The following is a 19,811-nucleotide window of genomic DNA, read 5'->3' on the forward strand; positions in this document are numbered from 1 at the left end:
TTACTAATTGTCAATCACTTTTTAGATTTTTTCTCCAGAATATCTCTTAATTTCCGTACCTTTAGACGGGTAATTGGACAACGATGATCCTCATAAAAAACCACTTCTAAATTTTTTCGATCAATTTCCCTAATATTTCCTACATTGACAAGAAATGATTTATGAGCAGAATAAAATCTTTGAGTATCTTTATCTTTTTCTTGAATATCCGCCATAGTGCCATAAAATTCTTTGGCAAAATTCTTACCAATAATCCTTAACTTATGAGATACTCCTGTTGTTTCAATATATAAAATATCATGGTAGGGAATTTTCAAATCATTTCCCTTGTAGTTATAGTCAAAATAATCCACAACATCTTTATTTTCAAGCAGCATACTCTTGGTATATAAGATACTCTGTTCGATACGTTTCTTAAATAATTCATCATTGATATCTTTATCAACAAAATCCAAGGCGGATACTTGATATTTGTAAGTTAAGGTAGCAAATTCTGATCTACTAGTGATAAATACGATAATTGCATAAGGATTGTGGCGACGAATAAACTGTGCTACCTCAAATCCTTTTTTCTCAACTCCATGAATATCAATATCTAGAAAATAAAGCTGGTTTACTTCATCATTTTCGATGTATTCCTTAAATTCTCGTTCTTTACCTGTTGTTTTATAAGAAATAGGAATATTTAATTCCTTTGAAATTTCATCTAGGGTTCTTTCTAGTCTGACCTGATGTTGAATAACATCTTCTAAAATTAATACTTTCATTCAAACTCTCTCTTAAATCTAATAATCTGTCTAAACGTACTATCTTCCATCTCTGTTTCTAAAATGATATTTTCATACTTATCCAAAATCTCTTTGACATTATTAAGTCCAATTCCTCTATTTCTACCTTTAGTAGAAAAACCTAGTTCAAACAAATCTTCTGAAGGTATCATGGTAATTTTACATGAATTTTGAATCACGATAACTGTTTCCAAATCCATTTTAATCACAGCAACTTCCATTTGTTTTGAGGAACTTTCTGCAGCACCCTCAACGGCATTGTTCAATAATACACTCATAATACGCACAAGATCAAGTAAATCAATTGACAACCTTGTGATAATATCCTTTACTTCTAGTGTAAACTCTACGTCATTATTTCTGGCATATACAATAGACTGAGCAATCAAACTTCGTAAAGCTGAGTCTTCTATATTGTTTAAATCAAAGTAGGTATACTTATCTGAACGTAGTTTTTGATTGGCTTTCACTAAAACTTCGTTGTAAATCCTGTCAATTTCCTGTAAATCTTTACTGTCAATCGCTATTTGCATACTGACAAGCATACCTGCATAATCATGACGAAAACCACGGATTTCATTGTACAAACCAACAATTTCATCTGTATATGTCTGTAAATGTTCTTGTTCAAATTTTTTCTGTTTTAGAGCGATTTCTTTTTCAACCCGTACCTTATGAGAATTCATAGCAAAGAAGATTAGTAGTAAGCAAATAAAGACAATTGTTGCTAAAATACTACCAAAGCTATTAAAATGCGCATAAGCACTTACCATATCTGAAATGAATGATAGAATATGTAAAGCAAAGAAACCAAGTATAACTTTTTTTAAAAATGGATAGAGGTAATCTTTATCAAAATAATTGAGTTCCAAGTGAAAATAAAAAATAATTTTTTTTATTACAAAATAAGTCAGCAATAAAACTACTACAAAAAACAAATCTTCATATTTGGTTACAAAAGAATCACCTGTAACAGAGGATATGGTTACGGATAAAAAAGTATGAGTGCCATGATATAATAAAGACAATAGCAGACTGATAAAAATAGCTTTGTATTTATCAAACTTTTTTAACCCTTTTAGAAAAATATATATAATAAAGGGAAACATGAGTTTTTCTAAACCTAACCCATGTAAAAAAACAAAATAAAAGAAAATTTCAACTACGGACTGCAGTATAAAAATCCAACTTATGAATAGAAATCTTTCTTTTTTTGTTGCCCTACAAATTAGTTTGTAGCTATTTGTTAGAATAAAAATATTAAGAATAACTATGAATATTTTTAATAAATCCATCATGTCTCCCTATAATGTTTTCTATTTTTTCCTTTTAGGAAAAAGATTAGTAATAAAGTAAGTTAATCTTTTATCCCCACCTTGGATTTCCTGTAATTCTTTTTCTGTAAGTTTTTTGAACTGCTCTAATTTAACTGTTTTTTCCATATTAAATTCTCCTTTATTGTTTTTTTCTTGTAAATTAACTTACAAGCTTATTATACAAAACGGAGTCTATTTTAAAACATTTCATTCTCAACTGCACATTTTTGTACCTGAACTGTCAATTTTTACAAAAAACGCTGGGTTTCCCCAGCGTTAAATCTAGTATATGATCCCAGCAGGATTCGAACCTGCGACCGTTCGCTTAGAAGGCGAATGCTCTATCCAGCTGAGCTATGAGACCTAACTAGTTTATCTTATCAAAATAATCGAGAATAGTCAATCCTATTTATGATAAGGAGAACCTTGTTGGATAGTAAAGGCTCGGTATATCTGTTCTACAAGAACTAGACGCATTAATTGATGTGGAAGTGTTAAACGGCCAAAACTTACTGATAGGTTAGCTCGTTTTTTCACTTCATTGGATAATCCTAAACTTCCACCGATAACAAAGGTTAAGGTTGAATAACCATTTATAGAAGCTTGTTCTAATTGGCTACTAAATTCTTCAGAAGATAATGTCTTCCCTTCAATAGCCAAAACAACAACAAATTCTCTATCCCCAATTTTGGAAAGGATTCGATTTCCTTCTAAATTCAAGATTTTTTCATTTTCTGAATCGCTGGCACGATCTGGTGTCTTTTCATCAGCTAATTCAATCATTTCTACAGCAGCAAATCGTGATATTCTTTTAGAATATTCTGCAATTCCATCTTTGAGATACTTTTCTTTTAGTTTTCCAACTGTTACAATTTTTATTTTCATGCTTCTATTTTACCATAATCGTGTTCTATTCACATCTTATTCACAAATGAAAAAGGTGAAAAAACATAATAAATTCAAAAATTTTCAACAATTATCCACAGATTGTTGAAAACTTAAGTTTTTTAAGTTAGAATTAAGTTAATAATTCTATACTTTCACTAATTAATCAAATATGGAGGATTCTATGAAAAACTTAAACAAGTTTTCAAAAACAATTGGACAACTTTTACTAGTTATTCTTATTAGCTTTTTTAGTGGTCTATTAGGAAGTTTGGCTGTTCTTCAGTTCAACCAAAAGCAGGGAAGTGGAGAACAAAATAGTGCAGCAGTCACTCAGACTGCTTCGAAAAATGAAAATTCTACCACACAGGCTGTAGATAAAGTTAAAGATGCAGTTGTATCGATTATCACTTATTCAGAAAACTCTCAAGGTGGTTTTGTTGGAACTGATGATACTGATACAGATTCAAACACTGAACAAATCAACAGTGAAGGTTCTGGTGTTATTTATAAAAAAGATGGGGATGATGCTTATCTTGTAACTAACACTCACGTTATTAGTGGAGCTAAAAAAGTTGATATTCGTCTAGCAGATGGAGCAAAAGTACCAGGTGAAATTGTTGGTTCTGATACCTATTCTGATATTGCAGTAGTAAAAATATCTTCAGAAAAGGTCTCTACAGTAGCTGAGTTTGGTGACTCAAGTCAATTATCTGTTGGGGAAACAGCTATCGCAATCGGTAGTCCTTTGGGTTCAGAATATGCAAATACAGTTACACAAGGTATTGTATCAAGCTTGAACAGACACGTTTCTTTGAAATCTGAAGATGGTCAAGCTATTTCAACAAATGCCATCCAAACAGACACAGCTATTAACCCTGGTAACTCTGGAGGTCCTTTGATTAATATCCAGGGACAAGTTATCGGTATTACATCAAGTAAAATTGCCTCTAATGGTGGAACATCCGTAGAAGGTCTTGGCTTTGCTATTCCTGCAAACGATGTTAAGAATATTATCAAACAGTTGGAAAAAGATGGAAAAGTAACTCGACCAGCTCTTGGTATCCACATGATTAATTTGACAAACCTTAGCACTGCTGACCTACAAAAATTAAAACTTCCTGACAACGTTACTTCTGGTGTAGCTGTTCGTTCTGTTCAAAAGAACATGCCTGCAAATGGACATTTACAACAGTATGATGTTATCACAAAAGTAGATGATACCAAGATTTCATCTACCACTGAATTGCAAAATGCGCTATACGGTCACTCTATTGGAGATGAAATAACTGTAACTTATTACCGTAATGGTAAAGAAGAAAAAACTACAATCAAACTAGATAAGAGTACAAGTGATTTAAATCAATAGTTTACATATTTGTAAACCTACTTTACAGAATATCAAAGATATGATACTGTAGAGATATGGAAGAACTCAAACTAATTCGTATCAGTGATATTCAAAAAAATCCCTATCAACCTCGTAAAGAATTCTCAAAAGAAAAAATTCAAGAACTTGCCCAATCTATTAAAGAAAATGGGTTAATTCAACCCATTATTGTCCGTCAATCTCCAGTTATCGGATATGAAATCCTAGCTGGAGAAAGACGGTATCGGGCATCGATAGAAGCTGGGCTATCAGAAGTTCCTGTAATCATCAAAAAATTATCTGATCAGGAAATGATGATTCACTCAATCATTGAAAATTTACAACGAGAAGACTTAAATCCGATTGAAGAAGCAAAAGCTTATCAATCTTTAATTGATAAAGGATATACTCATGCAGACATTGCTGAAAAAATGGGGAAATCACGCCCTTATATCACTAATCTTGTTCGATTGCTAACGCTCCCTGATTTTATTTTAAAAGAAGTAGAAACTGGAAAATTGTCTCAAGCACATGCTAGACTTCTAATCCAACTACCTTTGAAAGAACAAAAAAATTTACTCAATCGCATTCAGAAAGAGGATTTATCAGTTCGGCAGGTGGAATATCTACTTAAAGAAGAAAAAAATAAGAAGAAAAGCAAAGAAAAAGATCACTTTATCAAAGAAGAAGAAGAAAATTTGAAAAAATTGTTGGGATTAGATGTCCAAATCGTCCTTCAAAAAAAAGAGGCAGGAAAAATAACTATCTCTTTTCATAATCAAGAAGAATACCAACGTTTTATTAACAGCCTGAAATAAGGCTGTTATTTTATTTTTCTAAACTCACATACTTATCCACTGGATTAGTATAGAAAAAGTCTATTAAATCAAAATCTAGACCTTTTATCCACAAGTTGTGGATAAATCTTTTAAACATTGTGGATTGTTTTTCACAAGTTGTGGAAAAATTGCTTCCTATGTGATAAAATAGTGTTTAAGATTACACCATTTAGAAAAGGAGGAGTTTGTTGTTGAAAGAAAAACAATTTTGGAATCAGATTTTAGAATTAGCTAAAGAGAGATTGACACGATCAATGTTTGATTTCTACGCAACACCTGCTGAATTAATAAAGGTTGAGGAAAATGTAGCTACCATATTTTTGCCAAGATCTGAAATGGAAATGGTTTGGAGTACAAAACTCAATGATATTATTGTAGCTGTCGGTTTTCAAATCTATGACACTGAAATAAAAGCTCAATATGTATTGACTAAAGAAGATTCTAATACCTCCGATATAGCAAGCAATGTTGAAAACAGTAATCATCAACAGGAAGAAATTAAAAAATCTATACCCTATTCAGAAACAGGATTAAGAGACATCTATACTTTTGATAATTTTATCCAAGGTGATGGAAATATTTGGGCTAAGTCTGCTGCTTTAGCCGTCTCGGAAGATCCTGGACTAACTTATAATCCTCTGTTTATATATGGAGGACCTGGTCTAGGGAAAACTCACTTGCTCAATGCTTTGGGGAATGAAATACTCAAAAAAAATCCTAATGCGCGTGTAAAATATATTCCTGCTGAAAGTTTTATTAATGAATTTTTAGATCATTTAAGACTCAATGATATGGATAATTTTAAAAAAACCTATCGAAGTCTAGATCTCCTTCTTATTGATGATATTCAATCTCTCAGTGGAAATAAAGTACAAACTCAGGATGAATTTTTCAATACATTCAACAAACTTCACAGTAATAATAAACAGATTGTTTTAACGAGTGACCGTAGACCAGAACAACTAGAAAATCTACCTGAACGACTTGTCACGCGCTTCTCATGGGGATTAACAACGGATATTACTCCACCTGATTTCGAAACTCGTATCGCTATCCTAAATAGTAAAACAGAGGATTTAGATTATCATTTTCAACCTGACACAATCGAATATTTGGCTGGACAGTTTGATTCAAATGTACGTGAATTAGAAGGTGCGCTCAAAGATATTAGTCTCATGGCTAAAGTCAAACAAATCAACACTATAACTGTGGATATTGCATCTGAGGCTATACGTGCTCGAAAACAAAGCGTCAGCACCATGATCGTCATTCCGATTGAAAAAATCCAAGAGGAAGTCGGAAAATTTTATGATGTGAGCGTTAAGGAGATGAAGGGAACTAGACGTGTTCAGAATATTGTTCTAGCTCGACAAGTTGCTATGTACCTAGCTAGAGAATTAACTGATAACAGTCTTCCAAAAATCGGAAAAGAATTTGGTGGTAAAGATCATACAACCGTCATTCATGCTCATGCAAAAATCAAATCTATGATTGAAACTGATGATAAATTACGTATAGAAATCGAAACCATCAAAAAGAAAATTAAATAACTTGTGGATAAGTGTTTAAATTTTTACTGATTTATTAACAAATTTTAAACAAGTATAACTTCTTGATTTTTCTAAACTAAACTTGGTTTTCCACAGATTTCACACAGTCTACTATTACTATTAACCTTCTAATAATAAAAATAAATAAAGGAGATTCCATGATTCATTTTTCTATTAATAAAAATTTATTCCTGCATTCATTAAATATTACAAAACGTGCTATTAGTTCAAAAAATGCTATTCCTGTTTTATCAACTATTAAAATTGATGTGACTAACGAAGGAATTACATTAATTGGATCAAATGGTCAAATTTCAATTGAGAATTTCATTTCTCAAAAAGATGAAAATGCAGGTCTTTTGATTAACTCTTTAGGTTCTATCCTTCTAGAAGCTTCATTCTTTATCAATGTTGTTTCTAGTCTTCCAGATGTGACTCTTGATTTCAAAGAGATTGAGCAGCATCAGATTGTATTAACAAGTGGAAAATCAGAAATTACTCTGAAAGGAAAAGACAGCGAACAGTATCCACGTATTCAGGAAATTGCAGCAAGTAATCCTCTAGTTCTTGAAACAAAACTTCTTAAGAAAATTATCAATGAAACTGCTTTTGCTGCTAGTGTACAAGAAAGCCGTCCAATCTTGACTGGTGTACACTTTGTCCTAAGTAATCATCAAGAATTAAAAACAGTAGCAACAGACTCACATCGTCTCAGCCAGAAAAAATTAACTCTTGAAAAAAATAGTGATAATTTTGATGTTGTCATTCCAAGTCGCTCTCTACGCGAATTTTCAGCTGTTTTTACGGACGATATCGAAACAGTAGAGATATTCTTCGCAAACAACCAAATTCTCTTTAGAAGCGAAAATATTAGCTTCTATACACGTCTCTTAGAAGGTAATTATCCTGATACAGATCGTCTGATTCCAACAGATTTTAATACGACAGTAACTTTTGATGTTGTGAATCTACGTCAATCTATGGAACGTGCTCGTCTTTTATCAAGTGCTACTCAAAATGGAACTGTAAAATTAGAAATCAAACAAGGAGTAGTTACAGCTTATGTAAATTCTCCAGAAGTTGGTAAAGTAAACGAAGAAATCGATACAATTGCTGTATCTGGTGAAGATTTAACTATTAGCTTTAACCCAACTTACTTGATTGAAGCACTAAAAGCCTTGAATAGTGAAAAGGTAACAATCAGCTTCATTTCAGCAGTTCGTCCATTTACCTTGGTACCAGCTGATACAGATGAAGATTTCATGCAGCTGATTACACCAGTTCGTACAAATTAAGTTAAAGAGGTTGAGCCTAGCTCACCTCTTTTATGATATAATCAGAAATATGAAAAGGAGAGTAATATGTATCAAGTTGGAAATTTTGTTGAAATGAAAAAACCACATGCTTGTACAATCAAATCTACAGGCCAAAAAGCGAATCGTTGGGAAATTACACGTCTAGGTGCAGATATCAAAATTAAATGCAGTAATTGTGATCATGTTGTCATGATGAGTCGCTATGATTTTGAAAGAAAAATGAATAAAATCATCGACTAGAAACACTGAATTAGAGGGTTAGCAAGTTTTCCCTTTTTGTGTTATAATATTGAAGATTGAAATGTGAACGGAGAATGAGAAATTATGGCTTTAACAGCAGGTATCGTGGGTTTGCCAAACGTTGGTAAATCAACCCTATTTAATGCAATTACAAAAGCAGGAGCAGAGGCTGCAAACTATCCATTTGCAACTATTGACCCAAACGTTGGGATGGTAGAAGTTCCAGATGAACGCCTCCAAAAATTGACTGAAATGATTACTCCTAAGAAGACAGTCCCAACAACCTTTGAATTTACAGATATTGCAGGGATTGTAAAAGGTGCATCAAAAGGAGAAGGTCTCGGTAATAAATTCTTGGCCAATATCCGTGAAGTTGATGCCATTGTCCATGTAGTTCGTGCCTTTGATGATGAGAATGTCATGCGTGAGCAAGGTCGTGAAGATGCTTTTGTAGATCCATTAGCAGATATTGATACTATTAACCTAGAATTGATTCTTGCTGACTTAGAATCTGTTAATAAACGCTATGCACGTGTGGAAAAGATGGCACGTACGCAAAAAGATAAGGAATCAGTTGCAGAATTTAACGTTCTCCAAAAGATTAAACCAGTTCTTGAAGACGGTAAGTCAGCACGTACCATTGAATTTACAGATGAAGAGCAAAAGGTTGTCAAAGGTCTTTTCCTCTTGACTACTAAACCAGTTCTGTATGTAGCGAATGTGGATGAGGATGTGGTTGGAGACCCAAAATCTATCGATTATGTGAAGCAGATTCGTGAATTCGCAGAGACAGAAAATGCAGAGGTAGTGGTCATTTCTGCGCGTGCTGAAGAAGAAATTTCTGAATTAGACGATGAAGATAAAAAAGAGTTTCTTGAAGCCATTGGTTTGACAGAATCAGGTGTGGACAAGTTGACTCGTGCAGCTTACCATCTATTAGGACTTGGAACTTACTTCACAGCTGGTGAAAAAGAAGTTCGTGCTTGGACCTTTAAACGTGGTATGAAAGCTCCTCAAGCAGCTGGAATCATCCACTCAGACTTCGAAAAAGGTTTTATCCGTGCAGTAACTATGTCTTATGATGATTTGATTAAATACGGATCTGAAAAGGCTGTAAAAGAAGCTGGACGCTTGCGTGAAGAAGGAAAAGAATATGTCGTTCAAGATGGCGATATTATGGAATTCCGCTTTAACGTATAATCAACATTTTTAATAGTGTTAATTAGGTTGGAAAAAAATTCCAACCCTTTTGGCTTTTGAAAGGAAATTTAAATGACAAAATTACTTGTAGGATTGGGAAATCCAGGGGATAAATATTTTGAGACAAAGCATAATGTTGGTTTTATGTTGATTGACCAACTAGCAAAAAAACAGAATGTATCTTTTACACACGATAAAATATTCCAAGCTGAATTAGCTTCATTTTTCCTTAATGGTGAAAAAATTTATCTAGTGAAACCAACAACTTTTATGAATGAAAGTGGGAAAGCAGTTCATGCTTTATTAACCTACTATGGTTTAGATATCGAAGATTTACTGATTATTTACGATGATCTTGACATGGAAGTAGGAAAAATTCGACTTCGCGCTAAAGGATCAGCTGGCGGTCATAATGGTATCAAGTCAATTATCCAAAATATTGGTACACAGGTTTTCAATCGTGTAAAGATTGGTATCGGTAGACCTAAAAAAGGAATGTCTGTTGTTCACCACGTTTTGAGTAAATTTGACAAGGATGACTATATAGGTATTTTACAGTCTATTGACAAGGTTGACGATGCTGTAAATTATTATTTACAAGAGAAAAACTTTGAAAAAACAATGCAGAAATACAATGGGTAAGGGAATGTCATTAATCGAATTCTTTTTAGAGAACAAGCAGATACAATTATGGAGTGAACATTTATCTCTCAAGCAGAGGGAATTACTACTAGGTCTCTCTGGTTCAGCAAAGTCTTTAGCTATTGCAAGTAGTGTTAAAAATCAGAACAAGATTTTAGTAATGACATCTACTTATGGAGAAGCTGATCGTCTAGTAAATGATTTAATTTCTATCCTGGGTACTGATATGGTTTATCCATTTTTAGTAGATGATTCACCAATGGTAGAATTTTTAGTATCGTCTCAAGAAAAGATTTTTTCAAGAGTTGAAGCCTTGCGTTTTCTAAGAGATAAATCTCAAAAAGGAATATTAGTTTGTAACATGGCAGCTAGCCGTTTATTCTTACCAGATCCTCAAGTCTTTGATAACAGTGTGTTAAAACTTGAAGTTGGCGAAGAGTGTGAACAAAAAGAATTAAAAAATCAATTGATTTCACTTGGTTATAAAAAAGTTACTCAAGTTCAAAGTCAAGGTGAATTTAGTCTTCGAGGTGATATTTTAGATATCTTTGAAACTTCACAACTATCTCCTTACCGAATAGAATTTTTTGGTGATGAAATAGATGGGATTAGAGAATTCGACGCAGATACACAATTATCAAAAGATAGTCAATCTCAAGTCTTAATCTATCCAGCTAGTGACATTTTATTAACTGTTGAGGATTACAATCGTGGTCAACAATTCTTAGAACATGAGATTGATAAAACTATTTCACCTACATTAAAGTCGTACCTAGAAGAAGTTTTTAGTTGTGCGAAAAAGCAAGTTCTTCATGCTGATATTCGTAAATTTTTGTCTGTTTTTTATAAAAAACAGTGGACCTTGATTGACTACTTGAACCAAGCACCTATTATCTTTGATGATTTTCAAAAAATCATGAATCAGTATGATATTTTTGATAAGGAAACAGCTAGCTACTTTACAGAGGATTTACACAACAGTAAAGCTGTATCAAGTTTACAATATTTTGCTGATGTAGAAAGTCAGTTTAAAAAATATTTACCAGCTAGCTTCTTTTCTATTTTTCAAAAGGGACTTGGAAATCTAAAATTTGATCATCTTTATCAATTTAATCAATATCCTATGCAAGAATTCTTCAATCAGTTTTCTTTTCTGAAAGAAGAAATTGAACGCTATAAAAAATTAAAATATACGATTGTTCTTCAATCAAGTAGCCAAACAGAACTAAAAAAACTGTCAACGATTCTTGATGAATATAGCATTAAAGTTGACAATAGTAATCAAAGTGAAATCTGTAAAGGAACTGTCAATCTTGTTGAAGGAAACCTTCGTCATGGTTTTCATTTTGTGGATGAGAATCTTGTATTCATCACTGAATATGAAATTTTCAAAAAGAGGATTAAACGCAAATACAGAAGACAAAATATTAGCAATGCTGAAAGATTAAAGGATTATAGTGAACTCCAAAAAGGAGATTATGTTGTTCATCAAATTCATGGGATTGGTCAATATTTAGGAATCGAAACGATTGAAATCAAAGGGATTCACCGAGATTATGTAAGTATCCAATATCAAAATGGAGATCGAATTTCTATCCCTGTAGAACAAATCCAAACCTTATCTAAGTATGTTTCAAGTGACGGTAAGGCTCCAAAGTTAAACAAATTAAACGATGGACGTTTTAAAAAAGCTAAGCAAAAAGTTAAAAATCAAGTTGAAGACATTGCAGATGACTTAATTAAGTTATATGCAGAGAGGAGTCAACTTGAAGGTTTTGCATTTTCAAAAGATGATGAAGATCAGGTTGCTTTTGATGAGGCTTTCCCTTATGTTGAAACTGAGGACCAACTTCGAAGTATAGATGAAATCAAAAAGGATATGCAGGCTTCTCAACCAATGGATAGGCTTTTGGTTGGAGATGTTGGTTTTGGTAAGACTGAGGTGGCCATGCGAGCTGCTTTTAAGGTTGTCAATAATCATAAACAGGTTGTTGTTTTAGTACCAACCACAGTTCTTGCTCAGCAACATTATAGTAATTTCAAGGAAAGATTTGAGCAGTTTGCTGTCAATATAGATGTTTTAAGTCGTTTTAGAAGTAAAAAAGAGCAGACTGAAACACTTGAAAAATTAAAAAAAGGCCAAGTTGATATCCTGATAGGAACCCATCGAGTTTTGTCTAAAGATGTTGAATTTGCTGATTTAGGCTTGATCATCATCGATGAGGAACAACGTTTTGGTGTCAAACATAAGGAAGCTTTGAAGGAATTAAAAAAGAAGGTTGATGTCTTAACTTTAACAGCTACACCAATTCCTCGAACTCTACATATGTCTATGCTAGGTATTCGAGATTTATCTGTCATCGAAACTCCCCCAACAAATCGATATCCTGTACAAACCTATGTCCTTGAACAGAATGATCGTGTCATTCGAGATGCTGTATTGAGAGAAATTGATCGTGGTGGTCAGGTTTACTATCTTTACAATAAAGTTGACACGATTGAAAAGAAGGTTTCAGAGTTACAAGAACTGATTCCAGAAGCTTCTATTGGTTTTGTTCATGGTCAAATGAGTGAAATTCGTTTGGAGAATACACTACTTGACTTTATCGAAGGTGAATATGATATTTTAGTAACAACAACAATCATTGAAACAGGGGTAGACATTCCAAATGCCAATACCTTGTTTATCGAAAATGCAGACCACATGGGATTGTCAACCTTGTATCAATTAAGAGGTCGGGTTGGTCGTAGTAATCGTATTGCTTATGCCTATCTTATGTATCGACCAGATAAATCATTGACAGAAGTTTCTGAGAAGAGATTGGAGGCAATTAAAGGTTTCACTGAATTGGGTTCTGGTTTCAAAATCGCTATGCGCGATTTATCCATTCGTGGAGCTGGTAATCTTTTAGGAAGTTCGCAGTCCGGTTTTATCGATTCAGTTGGTTTTGAACTCTATTCTCAGTTACTGGAAGAAGCAATTGCTAAGAAGAATGGAACTGCTAAGAAACGTGAAAAAGGTAATGCTGAGTTAATTCTACAAATTGATGCCTATCTTCCGGATGAGTACATTTCAGATGAGCGACATAAAATTGAGATTTATAAGAGAATTCGTCAAATTGACAACCGTGTCAACTACGAAGAATTACAAGATGAGTTAATTGACCGTTTTGGTGAGTATCCTGATGTTGTTGCTTATCTTTTAGAAATTGGATTAGCTAAAGCTTATCTAGATAAAGTATTTGTCAATCGAGTTGAAAGAAGAAATAATAAGCTTGTCATTCAATTTGAAAAAATATCGCAACAGCTATTTTTAACACAAGATTATTTCCAGGCTCTTTCTCAGACAAATTTGAAGGCTAATATTTCTGAAAATCAAGGTTTGATCGAAGTTGTATTTGATATTCGAAATAAAAAAGACTATGAGATTTTAGAAGGACTCTTAACCTTTGGAGAATCGTTAGCGAAGATAAAAGACTTAAAAGAGTCGCATTAGGGATTACCTTTTTTCTTCTATAAAAGGGATAAAAATGATACAATAATAATTTGAGGTATTATAAGATGAGATTAGATAAATATTTAAAAGTATCACGAATTATTAAACGCCGTACGGTAGCTAAGGAAGTTGCAGATAAAGGGCGAATCAAGGTTAACGGTATCCTTGCTAAAAGTTCAACTGATTTAAAAATCAATGATCAGGTTGAAATTCGTTTTGGAAATAAAATGTTGCTTGTAAAGGTGCTCGAAATGAAAGATAGCACAAAAAAAGAAGATGCAGCTGGAATGTATGAAATTATCAGTGAAACAAGGGTAGAAGACGATGTATAAAAAAATAGTCCAAATGAATAATTCATTTATTCAAAATGAACACCAACGACGTAAATACATGATGGAAGAACGTCAAAAACGTAATCGTTTTATGGGTTGGGTTTTGATTTTGATTATGTTGCTATTCATCTTACCAACTTACAATTTAGCACAAAGTTACCAACAATTACTAACACGTCGCCAGCAACTAGCTGATTTGAAAAAACAATATCAGGACTTGAGCGATGAAAAGGATAAAGAAGCTAGTTTAGCAACTAAGCTAAAAGATGAATCCTATGCGGCTAAATATTCCCGTGCAAAATATTATTATTCAAAAACATGGGAGAAAGTTTATACAATTCCGGACTTACTTCCTAGGTAATGCGAAATGGAAAATTTATTAGATATTATCGAAAAATTTTTAAGTCAGTCAGATGAAAAATTAGATGAGTTAGCTCAAAAGAATCATCTGTTACGACTACAAGAAGAAGAGGGGAAAAAGAATGCGTAAATTTTTAGTGATATTACTACTTCCTATTTTCCTAAAAAGCGTTCAAGTAGTAAGCACTGAGAATCCAGTTATCATTCCAAAACAAGAAGTTTATTCTTTAACTCATACTCCATATCATTTTTATTATCAAGATGTTATAGAATCTCCAAAATTTTATGGTGAGACGCCAGTTTATTCTACAGAAGACCTGATTAATGAATCGGGTAAAGTAAATGCAGAAACAAAATTATCTGTTTTAGAATGGCGATTAAATAAACAAGGACAGCCTGTCTTTAAATTGTCAAATAATCAATTTGTAATGGCTGATAAACGACTTTTATACGATAGTTCCATCGTAAACGATTTTTCTAAACGAGTATGGCTAGAACCAGGATTTGTCGTTTATAATAGTCCTTATGATCAACAAGAATTAAAGTCTACTTTAGCGCCTTATAAAGAAGTTGAAGCAGATATGTCTATTTTTGCTGAAGGTCGTGAATTCATACATGTCAAGCAAACGGGCTGGATTTCGACGGATTATATTTCCGATGATGATAATCGTATTCAGAAAGTACAAGAGTTGCTATCTGCGAATTATCAAAATGAACAGTTCTCTATTTATGTGAAACAATTGAGTACAGGTAAGGAAGCTGGCATTAATGAAAATAAAAAAATGTACGCTGCTAGTGTTATGAAATTACCTTATCTTTATTCTGTTCAAGAAAAAATCAATCAAGGTGATTACCAACTTGACACGAAATTGAAGTATGTTTCCGAAGTTAATGATTTCCCTGGCTCTTATAAACCGGAAGGAAGCGGAAGTCTCCCTAAAACAGCGGACAATAAAGAATACACAATCAAAGATTTAATCACAAAAACTGCAAAAGAATCTGACAATGTAGCTCATAATATTCTTGCTTATTATATTACGAATAAATCAGATGAAGCCTTTAAAACAGAGATGACTACTATCGCAGGTGAAGAATGGAATGTGACAGATAAATTGGCTTCAGCTAAAATGGCTGGTCAAGTTATGGAATCTATTTACAATCAGAATGGTTTTGTTTTAGAATCTCTTTCACAAACATCTTTTGATAATCAGCGGATTGCTAAGAATATTTCTGCTAAGGTAGCCCATAAAATTGGGGATGCAGATGAATTTAAACACGATGTGGGAATAGTCTATACAGATTCTCCTTTCGTTATTTCAATCTTTACCAAAAATTCTGATTACGATACCATTTCTAAAATTGCTAAGGATGTCTACGAGGTCCTAAAATGAGAGACCGCGATTTTTTAAATCATTTTCTAGAAAAAGGTTACTTTGAAAGACATTCAAGAGTTGTGCTAGCCTTGTCTGGTGGATTGGATTCGATGTTTCTTTTTCAAGTTCTTTTGGCCTATCAAAAAGAACTTGGTATTGAATTGTTTTTAGCTCATGTAAATCATAAACAAAGACCAGAGTCAGATAAGGAAGAAAATGAATTAAGAAAATTAGCTGAACAAGCTGGAGTTCCAATTTATGTAGCTTGTTTTACTGGAGATTTTTCAGAAGCAAATGCTCGTCAATTTCGCTATGAATTTTTTAGAGAAGTGATGGAGAAAACTTCATCTACAGCTCTTGTAACAGCTCATCATGCAGATGATCAAGTTGAGACGATCTTTATGCGATTGATTAGAGGTGTTAGACTACAACATTTATCGGCTATTAAAGAAAGACAAATATTTGATAAGGGAGAGTTGATTCGTCCTTTGTTGTCCTTTTATAAGAAGGATTTTCCTGAAATTGAGCATTTTGAAGATTCAACAAATAAAAAAAATCACTATCTTCGCAATCGTATTCGCAACCTCTATCTGCCACAGTTAGAAAAAGAAAATGTTCAGGTAAAAAAAGCAATTTTAGAGTTTGGAAAAGAAGTTTCTGATTATCAAATTGCTCTGGCTGAATTATCTCAAGCGGTTGATGTGGAAGATTTAACTCAGTTTTTATCTTTTTCCGAAGCAACACAAAGAGCTTTACTACAACAATACCTTAGTCGTTTTGCTGATTTAAATGTAACAAGAGAACAATTTCAAGAAATTCATCATATTTTAAAAACTAAGAGTCAATATCGCCATAATATAAAAAATGGTTATGAACTTATAAAAGAATACCAGCACTTTCAAATTGGTAAAATCAGACCAAAGTCTGATGAAAAAAGTAGCGAGTGTGTGTTAAACTATCAAAATCAAGTTCATTATGAAGGTTTTCTATTTTCATTTGGAATTCCTCTAAAAGGTGAAAATGTTCAACAAATAAATGTTTCCCGTGAAACATCATTGATTTTGCGGCATCGACAGCCAGGTGATTATTTGATAATAAATGGTCATCGAAAAAAAGTAAGGCGACTTTTTATTGATTTAAAAATACCTACAGAAAAACGAAAAAATGCGATTATTGTTGAGCAATTTGGACAAATTTATTCAATTTTAGAAATCGAACTCAGTGATTTGAGTATAAAAATGAAAAATGATATAATGAACACTGTACTTTATATAGAAAAAATAGATAGGTAAAATCATGTTAGAACAAGATATCAAGAAGATTTTGATTTCACAAGATGAAATTACAGAAGCAGCTAAGAAGTTAGGTGCTCAATTGACAAAAGATTACGAAGGTAAGAATCCGATTTTAGTTGGAATTTTAAAAGGATCTATTCCTTTTATGGCAGAATTAGTCAAATATATTGACACTCATCTTGAAATGGATTTTATGATGGTTTCTAGTTATCATGGTGGAACTGTAAGTAGTGGTGTCATTAATATCAAACAAGATGTCACTCAAGATGTTAAAGGTAGACACATTGTCTTTGTAGAAGATATTATTGATACTGGACAAACATTAAAAAATTTGAGAGATATGTTTACTGCTAGAGAAGCAGCGTCTGTTAAGATTGTTACTATGCTGGATAAACCAGAAGGACGTACTGTAGAAATTGAAGCAGATTATACATGTTTTACAATTCCAAATGAATTCGTTGTAGGCTATGGTTTAGACTATAATGAAAATTATCGTAACCTTCCTTATGTAGGCGTATTGAAAGAGGAAGTTTACTCAAAATAGAAGGGTAAGTTGTTGAATGCAAAAACAAAATAATGGTTTTATAAAAAATCCATTTCTTTATTTGTTGATGATTTTCTTGCTAGTAACGGGATTCCAGTACTTTTTCGCTGGGAGAGCTGCCGGGCACAGTCAACAAATTAAATACTCAGAATTGGTGCAGGAAATCACTAATGACAATGTAAAAGAAATAACCTATCAACCAAGTGGTAGTGTTATTGAAGTGTCTGGTGTCTATAAAACTGCTAAAACAGAAAAACCGGAAACAGGTATTCAGTTTTTCACACCTTCTGCAACAAAAGTAGAAAAATTTACAAGTATTATTCTTCCATCGGATACTACTGTAGCAGATTTGCAAAAACTAGCTGGTGAACACCAAACACAAGTTGAAGTCAAGCACGAAAGCTCAAGTGGTATGTGGATTAACATCCTAGTTTCGGTAGTGCCATTTGCCATTTTATTCTTCTTCCTATTTTCTATGATGGGAAATATGGGAGGAAATAGCGGACGCAATCCGATGAGCTTTGGACGCAGTAAAGCTAAGGCTGCTAATAAGGAAGATATCAAAGTACGCTTTTCAGATGTAGCAGGAGCTGAAGAAGAAAAACAAGAACTTGTTGAAGTTGTTGAATTCTTGAAAGATCCAAAACGCTTTACAAAATTAGGTGCTCGTATCCCAGCTGGTGTTCTCTTAGAGGGCCCTCCGGGAACTGGTAAAACATTACTTGCTAAAGCAGTAGCAGGAGAAGCTGGAGTACCGTTCTTTAGTATTTCAGGTTCTGACTTCGTAGAAATGTTCGTCGGTGTCGGTGCTAGCCGTGTACGTTCTCTCTTTGAGGACGCTAAAAAAGCAGCACCAGCTATTATCTTCATCGATGAAATTGATGCCGTTGGTCGTCAACGTGGTGTCGGTCTTGGTGGAGGTAATGATGAACGTGAACAAACCTTGAACCAACTCTTGATTGAAATGGATGGTTTTGAAGGAAATGAAGGGATCATTGTCATTGCAGCAACGAACCGTTCAGATGTTCTAGATCCAGCCCTTCTTCGTCCAGGTCGTTTTGACAGAAAAGTATTGGTTGGTCGTCCAGATGTTAAAGGACGCGAAGCAATTCTGAAAGTCCATGCTAGAAATAAACCTCTAGCAGAAGATGTGGATTTGAAGTTAGTAGCACAACAAACTCCAGGTTTTGTTGGTGCTGATTTAGAAAATGTATTGAACGAAGCCGCATTAGTTGCTGCCCGTCGCAATAAATCAGTCATTGATGCTTCTGATATTGATGAGGCAGAAGATCGCGTTATTGCAGGGCCTTCTAAGAAAGATAAAACTGTTTCCCAAAAAGAACGTGAAATGGTTGCTTATCACGAAGCCGGGCACACTATCGTGGGGTTAGTCTTATCAAATGCGCGTGTCGTTCATAAGGTAACAATTGTTCCACGTGGTCGTGCAGGTGGTTACATGATTGCTCTTCCGAAAGAAGATCAAATGTTGCTGTCTAAAGAAGATATGAAAGAACAATTAGCTGGTTTGATGGGTGGACGTGTTGCTGAAGAAATTATCTTTAATGTCCAAACAACAGGTGCATCAAACGACTTTGAGCAAGCTACACAAATGGCGCGTGCAATGGTTACAGAGTATGGTATGAGTGAAAAACTCGGACCTGTTCAATACGAAGGAAATCATGCAATGTTTGGTGCTCAAACTCCACAAAAATCTATTTCAGAGCGTACAGCTTATGAAATTGACGAAGAAGTTCGAGCATTGTTGAATGAAGCACGTAATAAAGCAGCTGAAATTATTCAATCAAATCGTGAAACGCATAAATTAATTGCAGAAGCCTTATTGAAATATGAAACATTGGATAGTACACAAATCAAATCTCTTTACGAAACAGGGAAAATGCCTGAATCAGTAGAAGAGGAATCACGTGCCCTATCATATGATGAAGTCAAATCAAAAATGGCTGAAGAAAACTAAAATATTAGTAGACGAGATACAAGAGAGGGTATTATTATATCCTCTCTTTCTTATTATAGAAACTAATCTATGAAAAACCAGTAAAAAAATTTCAGAAAAAACAAATCAAACTAGTTGACAAGATTCTAAAAGTGGGTATAATAGAAAGAGTTGAAAAAGCTCACGGTCCGTTGGTCAAGGGGTTAAGACACCGCCTTTTCACGGCGGTAACACGGGTTCGAATCCCGTACGGACTATGGGTGTATCGCGGTTGATGGAAATAGGAATTAAAAAAAGTTAAAAAAACCTGTT

The 19,811-nt window shown here is 33.6% G+C and carries 19 protein-coding genes and 2 tRNA genes; 16 read left to right on the forward strand and 5 right to left on the reverse strand.

Features of this window, described 5'->3' with window-relative positions; translation table 11 throughout:
• Nucleotides 1–14: 14 nt before the first annotated feature.
• The 5 genes from comE to rlmH all read right to left on the reverse strand — a co-directional run bounded on the left by comE (nucleotide 15) and on the right by rlmH (nucleotide 2,989).
• On the reverse strand, nucleotides 15–767 hold the full coding sequence (comE, locus tag ACWPUA_RS07280) for a competence system response regulator transcription factor ComE (protein WP_004250949.1): 753 nt from the start codon (nucleotides 765–767) through the stop codon (nucleotides 15–17).
• Nucleotides 764–2,083, reverse strand: a complete 1,320-nt coding sequence (comD, locus tag ACWPUA_RS07285; RefSeq protein WP_454380075.1) for a competence system sensor histidine kinase ComD — start codon at nucleotides 2,081–2,083, stop codon at nucleotides 764–766. Before comD ends, comE begins: the two co-directional genes overlap by 4 nt.
• A 21-nt stretch (nucleotides 2,084–2,104) precedes the next feature.
• Entirely contained in the window at nucleotides 2,105–2,230 is a 126-nt protein-coding gene (comC, locus tag ACWPUA_RS07290) for a competence-stimulating peptide ComC (protein ID WP_006149099.1), read from the reverse strand.
• Between the two features lie 164 nt (nucleotides 2,231–2,394).
• Nucleotides 2,395–2,468, reverse strand: a tRNA-Arg gene (locus ACWPUA_RS07295).
• 41 nt (nucleotides 2,469–2,509) lie between these two features.
• Nucleotides 2,510–2,989, reverse strand: coding sequence for a 23S rRNA (pseudouridine(1915)-N(3))-methyltransferase RlmH (gene rlmH, locus ACWPUA_RS07300; protein WP_006152892.1), 480 nt, complete (start codon nucleotides 2,987–2,989; stop codon nucleotides 2,510–2,512).
• 184 nt (nucleotides 2,990–3,173) lie between these two features.
• On the opposite strand from rlmH, the gene ACWPUA_RS07305 reads away from it, so the two are divergent.
• From ACWPUA_RS07305 to ACWPUA_RS07380, 16 genes are all read left to right on the forward strand, one after another.
• A complete protein-coding gene (locus tag ACWPUA_RS07305; RefSeq protein ID WP_454380078.1) occupies nucleotides 3,174–4,358 on the forward strand; it encodes a S1C family serine protease in 1,185 nt (394 codons plus the stop codon).
• Between the two features lie 56 nt (nucleotides 4,359–4,414).
• Entirely contained in the window at nucleotides 4,415–5,176 is a 762-nt protein-coding gene (locus ACWPUA_RS07310) for a ParB/RepB/Spo0J family partition protein (RefSeq protein WP_454380080.1), read from the forward strand.
• A 212-nt stretch (nucleotides 5,177–5,388) separates the two neighbouring features.
• Nucleotides 5,389–6,747: a chromosomal replication initiator protein DnaA gene (dnaA, locus tag ACWPUA_RS07315; RefSeq protein WP_223334358.1), complete on the forward strand. Its 1,359-nt coding sequence runs from the start codon at nucleotides 5,389–5,391 to the stop codon at nucleotides 6,745–6,747.
• A gap of 158 nt (nucleotides 6,748–6,905) precedes the next feature.
• Nucleotides 6,906–8,042 carry a DNA polymerase III subunit beta gene (gene dnaN, locus ACWPUA_RS07320; RefSeq protein ID WP_454380083.1) on the forward strand — a complete coding sequence of 379 codons (1,137 nt, stop codon included), beginning with the start codon at nucleotides 6,906–6,908 and terminating at the stop codon, nucleotides 8,040–8,042.
• A 66-nt stretch (nucleotides 8,043–8,108) separates the two neighbouring features.
• The gene (locus ACWPUA_RS07325) at nucleotides 8,109–8,303 is read left to right on the forward strand and encodes a DUF951 domain-containing protein (protein WP_454380085.1); all 195 of its coding nucleotides are present in this window, start codon (nucleotides 8,109–8,111) and stop codon (nucleotides 8,301–8,303) included.
• A gap of 84 nt (nucleotides 8,304–8,387) precedes the next feature.
• Nucleotides 8,388–9,503, forward strand: coding sequence for a redox-regulated ATPase YchF (ychF, locus tag ACWPUA_RS07330; RefSeq protein WP_454380087.1), 1,116 nt, complete (start codon nucleotides 8,388–8,390; stop codon nucleotides 9,501–9,503).
• Nucleotides 9,504–9,575: 72 nt separating this feature from the next.
• Complete coding sequence (pth, locus tag ACWPUA_RS07335; RefSeq protein ID WP_454380089.1) at nucleotides 9,576–10,145, forward strand: aminoacyl-tRNA hydrolase; 570 nt, start codon at nucleotides 9,576–9,578, stop codon at nucleotides 10,143–10,145.
• Nucleotides 10,138–13,641 (forward strand): transcription-repair coupling factor, encoded by a 3,504-nt coding sequence (gene mfd / locus ACWPUA_RS07340; protein WP_454380102.1) that lies wholly within the window; start codon nucleotides 10,138–10,140, stop codon nucleotides 13,639–13,641. The genes pth and mfd overlap by 8 nt, the downstream gene beginning before the upstream one ends.
• A gap of 65 nt (nucleotides 13,642–13,706) precedes the next feature.
• Nucleotides 13,707–13,973, forward strand: coding sequence for an RNA-binding S4 domain-containing protein (locus tag ACWPUA_RS07345; protein ID WP_024053357.1), 267 nt, complete (start codon nucleotides 13,707–13,709; stop codon nucleotides 13,971–13,973).
• Nucleotides 13,966–14,334 (forward strand): septum formation initiator family protein, encoded by a 369-nt coding sequence (locus tag ACWPUA_RS07350; RefSeq protein ID WP_320693897.1) that lies wholly within the window; start codon nucleotides 13,966–13,968, stop codon nucleotides 14,332–14,334. The genes ACWPUA_RS07345 and ACWPUA_RS07350 overlap by 8 nt, the downstream gene beginning before the upstream one ends.
• Nucleotides 14,335–14,340: 6 nt before the next feature.
• Nucleotides 14,341–14,463, forward strand: a complete 123-nt coding sequence (locus ACWPUA_RS07355; protein ID WP_004250924.1) for an SP_0009 family protein — start codon at nucleotides 14,341–14,343, stop codon at nucleotides 14,461–14,463.
• The gene (locus ACWPUA_RS07360) at nucleotides 14,456–15,724 is read left to right on the forward strand and encodes a serine hydrolase (RefSeq protein ID WP_454380092.1); all 1,269 of its coding nucleotides are present in this window, start codon (nucleotides 14,456–14,458) and stop codon (nucleotides 15,722–15,724) included. Before ACWPUA_RS07355 ends, ACWPUA_RS07360 begins: the two co-directional genes overlap by 8 nt.
• Nucleotides 15,721–16,998 (forward strand): tRNA lysidine(34) synthetase TilS, encoded by a 1,278-nt coding sequence (gene tilS / locus ACWPUA_RS07365; RefSeq protein ID WP_454380094.1) that lies wholly within the window; start codon nucleotides 15,721–15,723, stop codon nucleotides 16,996–16,998. Before ACWPUA_RS07360 ends, tilS begins: the two co-directional genes overlap by 4 nt.
• Before the next feature lie 4 nt (nucleotides 16,999–17,002).
• Nucleotides 17,003–17,545, forward strand: a complete 543-nt coding sequence (gene hpt, locus ACWPUA_RS07370) for a hypoxanthine phosphoribosyltransferase (RefSeq protein WP_414286966.1) — start codon at nucleotides 17,003–17,005, stop codon at nucleotides 17,543–17,545.
• 16 nt (nucleotides 17,546–17,561) lie between these two features.
• Nucleotides 17,562–19,520 carry an ATP-dependent zinc metalloprotease FtsH gene (gene ftsH / locus ACWPUA_RS07375; RefSeq protein WP_036756480.1) on the forward strand — a complete coding sequence of 653 codons (1,959 nt, stop codon included), beginning with the start codon at nucleotides 17,562–17,564 and terminating at the stop codon, nucleotides 19,518–19,520.
• Nucleotides 19,521–19,684: 164 nt separating this feature from the next.
• Nucleotides 19,685–19,756, forward strand: a tRNA-Glu gene (locus tag ACWPUA_RS07380).
• Nucleotides 19,757–19,811 lie beyond the last annotated feature (55 nt).

The organism is Streptococcus sp. Marseille-Q6504 (assembly GCF_965111625.1).

What these genes read in the sequence shown, in the direction of transcription:
- tilS (WP_454380094.1), top strand. Translation starts at nt 15,721, where the DNA reads ATGAGAGACCGCGATTTTTTAAATCATTTTCTAGAAAAAGGTTACTTT.
- ftsH (WP_036756480.1), top strand. Translation starts at nt 17,562, where the DNA reads ATGCAAAAACAAAATAATGGTTTTATAAAAAATCCATTTCTTTATTTG.
- hpt (WP_414286966.1), top strand. Translation starts at nt 17,003, where the DNA reads ATGTTAGAACAAGATATCAAGAAGATTTTGATTTCACAAGATGAAATT.
- comD (WP_454380075.1), bottom strand. Translation starts at nt 2,083, where the DNA reads ATGGATTTATTAAAAATATTCATAGTTATTCTTAATATTTTTATTCTA.
- ACWPUA_RS07325 (WP_454380085.1), top strand. Translation starts at nt 8,109, where the DNA reads ATGTATCAAGTTGGAAATTTTGTTGAAATGAAAAAACCACATGCTTGT.
- ACWPUA_RS07355 (WP_004250924.1), top strand. Translation starts at nt 14,341, where the DNA reads ATGGAAAATTTATTAGATATTATCGAAAAATTTTTAAGTCAGTCAGAT.
- rlmH (WP_006152892.1), bottom strand. Translation starts at nt 2,989, where the DNA reads ATGAAAATAAAAATTGTAACAGTTGGAAAACTAAAAGAAAAGTATCTC.
- ychF (WP_454380087.1), top strand. Translation starts at nt 8,388, where the DNA reads ATGGCTTTAACAGCAGGTATCGTGGGTTTGCCAAACGTTGGTAAATCA.
- ACWPUA_RS07360 (WP_454380092.1), top strand. Translation starts at nt 14,456, where the DNA reads ATGCGTAAATTTTTAGTGATATTACTACTTCCTATTTTCCTAAAAAGC.
- ACWPUA_RS07350 (WP_320693897.1), top strand. Translation starts at nt 13,966, where the DNA reads ATGTATAAAAAAATAGTCCAAATGAATAATTCATTTATTCAAAATGAA.
- comE (WP_004250949.1), bottom strand. Translation starts at nt 767, where the DNA reads ATGAAAGTATTAATTTTAGAAGATGTTATTCAACATCAGGTCAGACTA.
- dnaN (WP_454380083.1), top strand. Translation starts at nt 6,906, where the DNA reads ATGATTCATTTTTCTATTAATAAAAATTTATTCCTGCATTCATTAAAT.
- ACWPUA_RS07310 (WP_454380080.1), top strand. Translation starts at nt 4,415, where the DNA reads ATGGAAGAACTCAAACTAATTCGTATCAGTGATATTCAAAAAAATCCC.
- ACWPUA_RS07345 (WP_024053357.1), top strand. Translation starts at nt 13,707, where the DNA reads ATGAGATTAGATAAATATTTAAAAGTATCACGAATTATTAAACGCCGT.
- ACWPUA_RS07305 (WP_454380078.1), top strand. Translation starts at nt 3,174, where the DNA reads ATGAAAAACTTAAACAAGTTTTCAAAAACAATTGGACAACTTTTACTA.
- pth (WP_454380089.1), top strand. Translation starts at nt 9,576, where the DNA reads ATGACAAAATTACTTGTAGGATTGGGAAATCCAGGGGATAAATATTTT.
- comC (WP_006149099.1), bottom strand. Translation starts at nt 2,230, where the DNA reads ATGGAAAAAACAGTTAAATTAGAGCAGTTCAAAAAACTTACAGAAAAA.
- mfd (WP_454380102.1), top strand. Translation starts at nt 10,138, where the DNA reads ATGGGTAAGGGAATGTCATTAATCGAATTCTTTTTAGAGAACAAGCAG.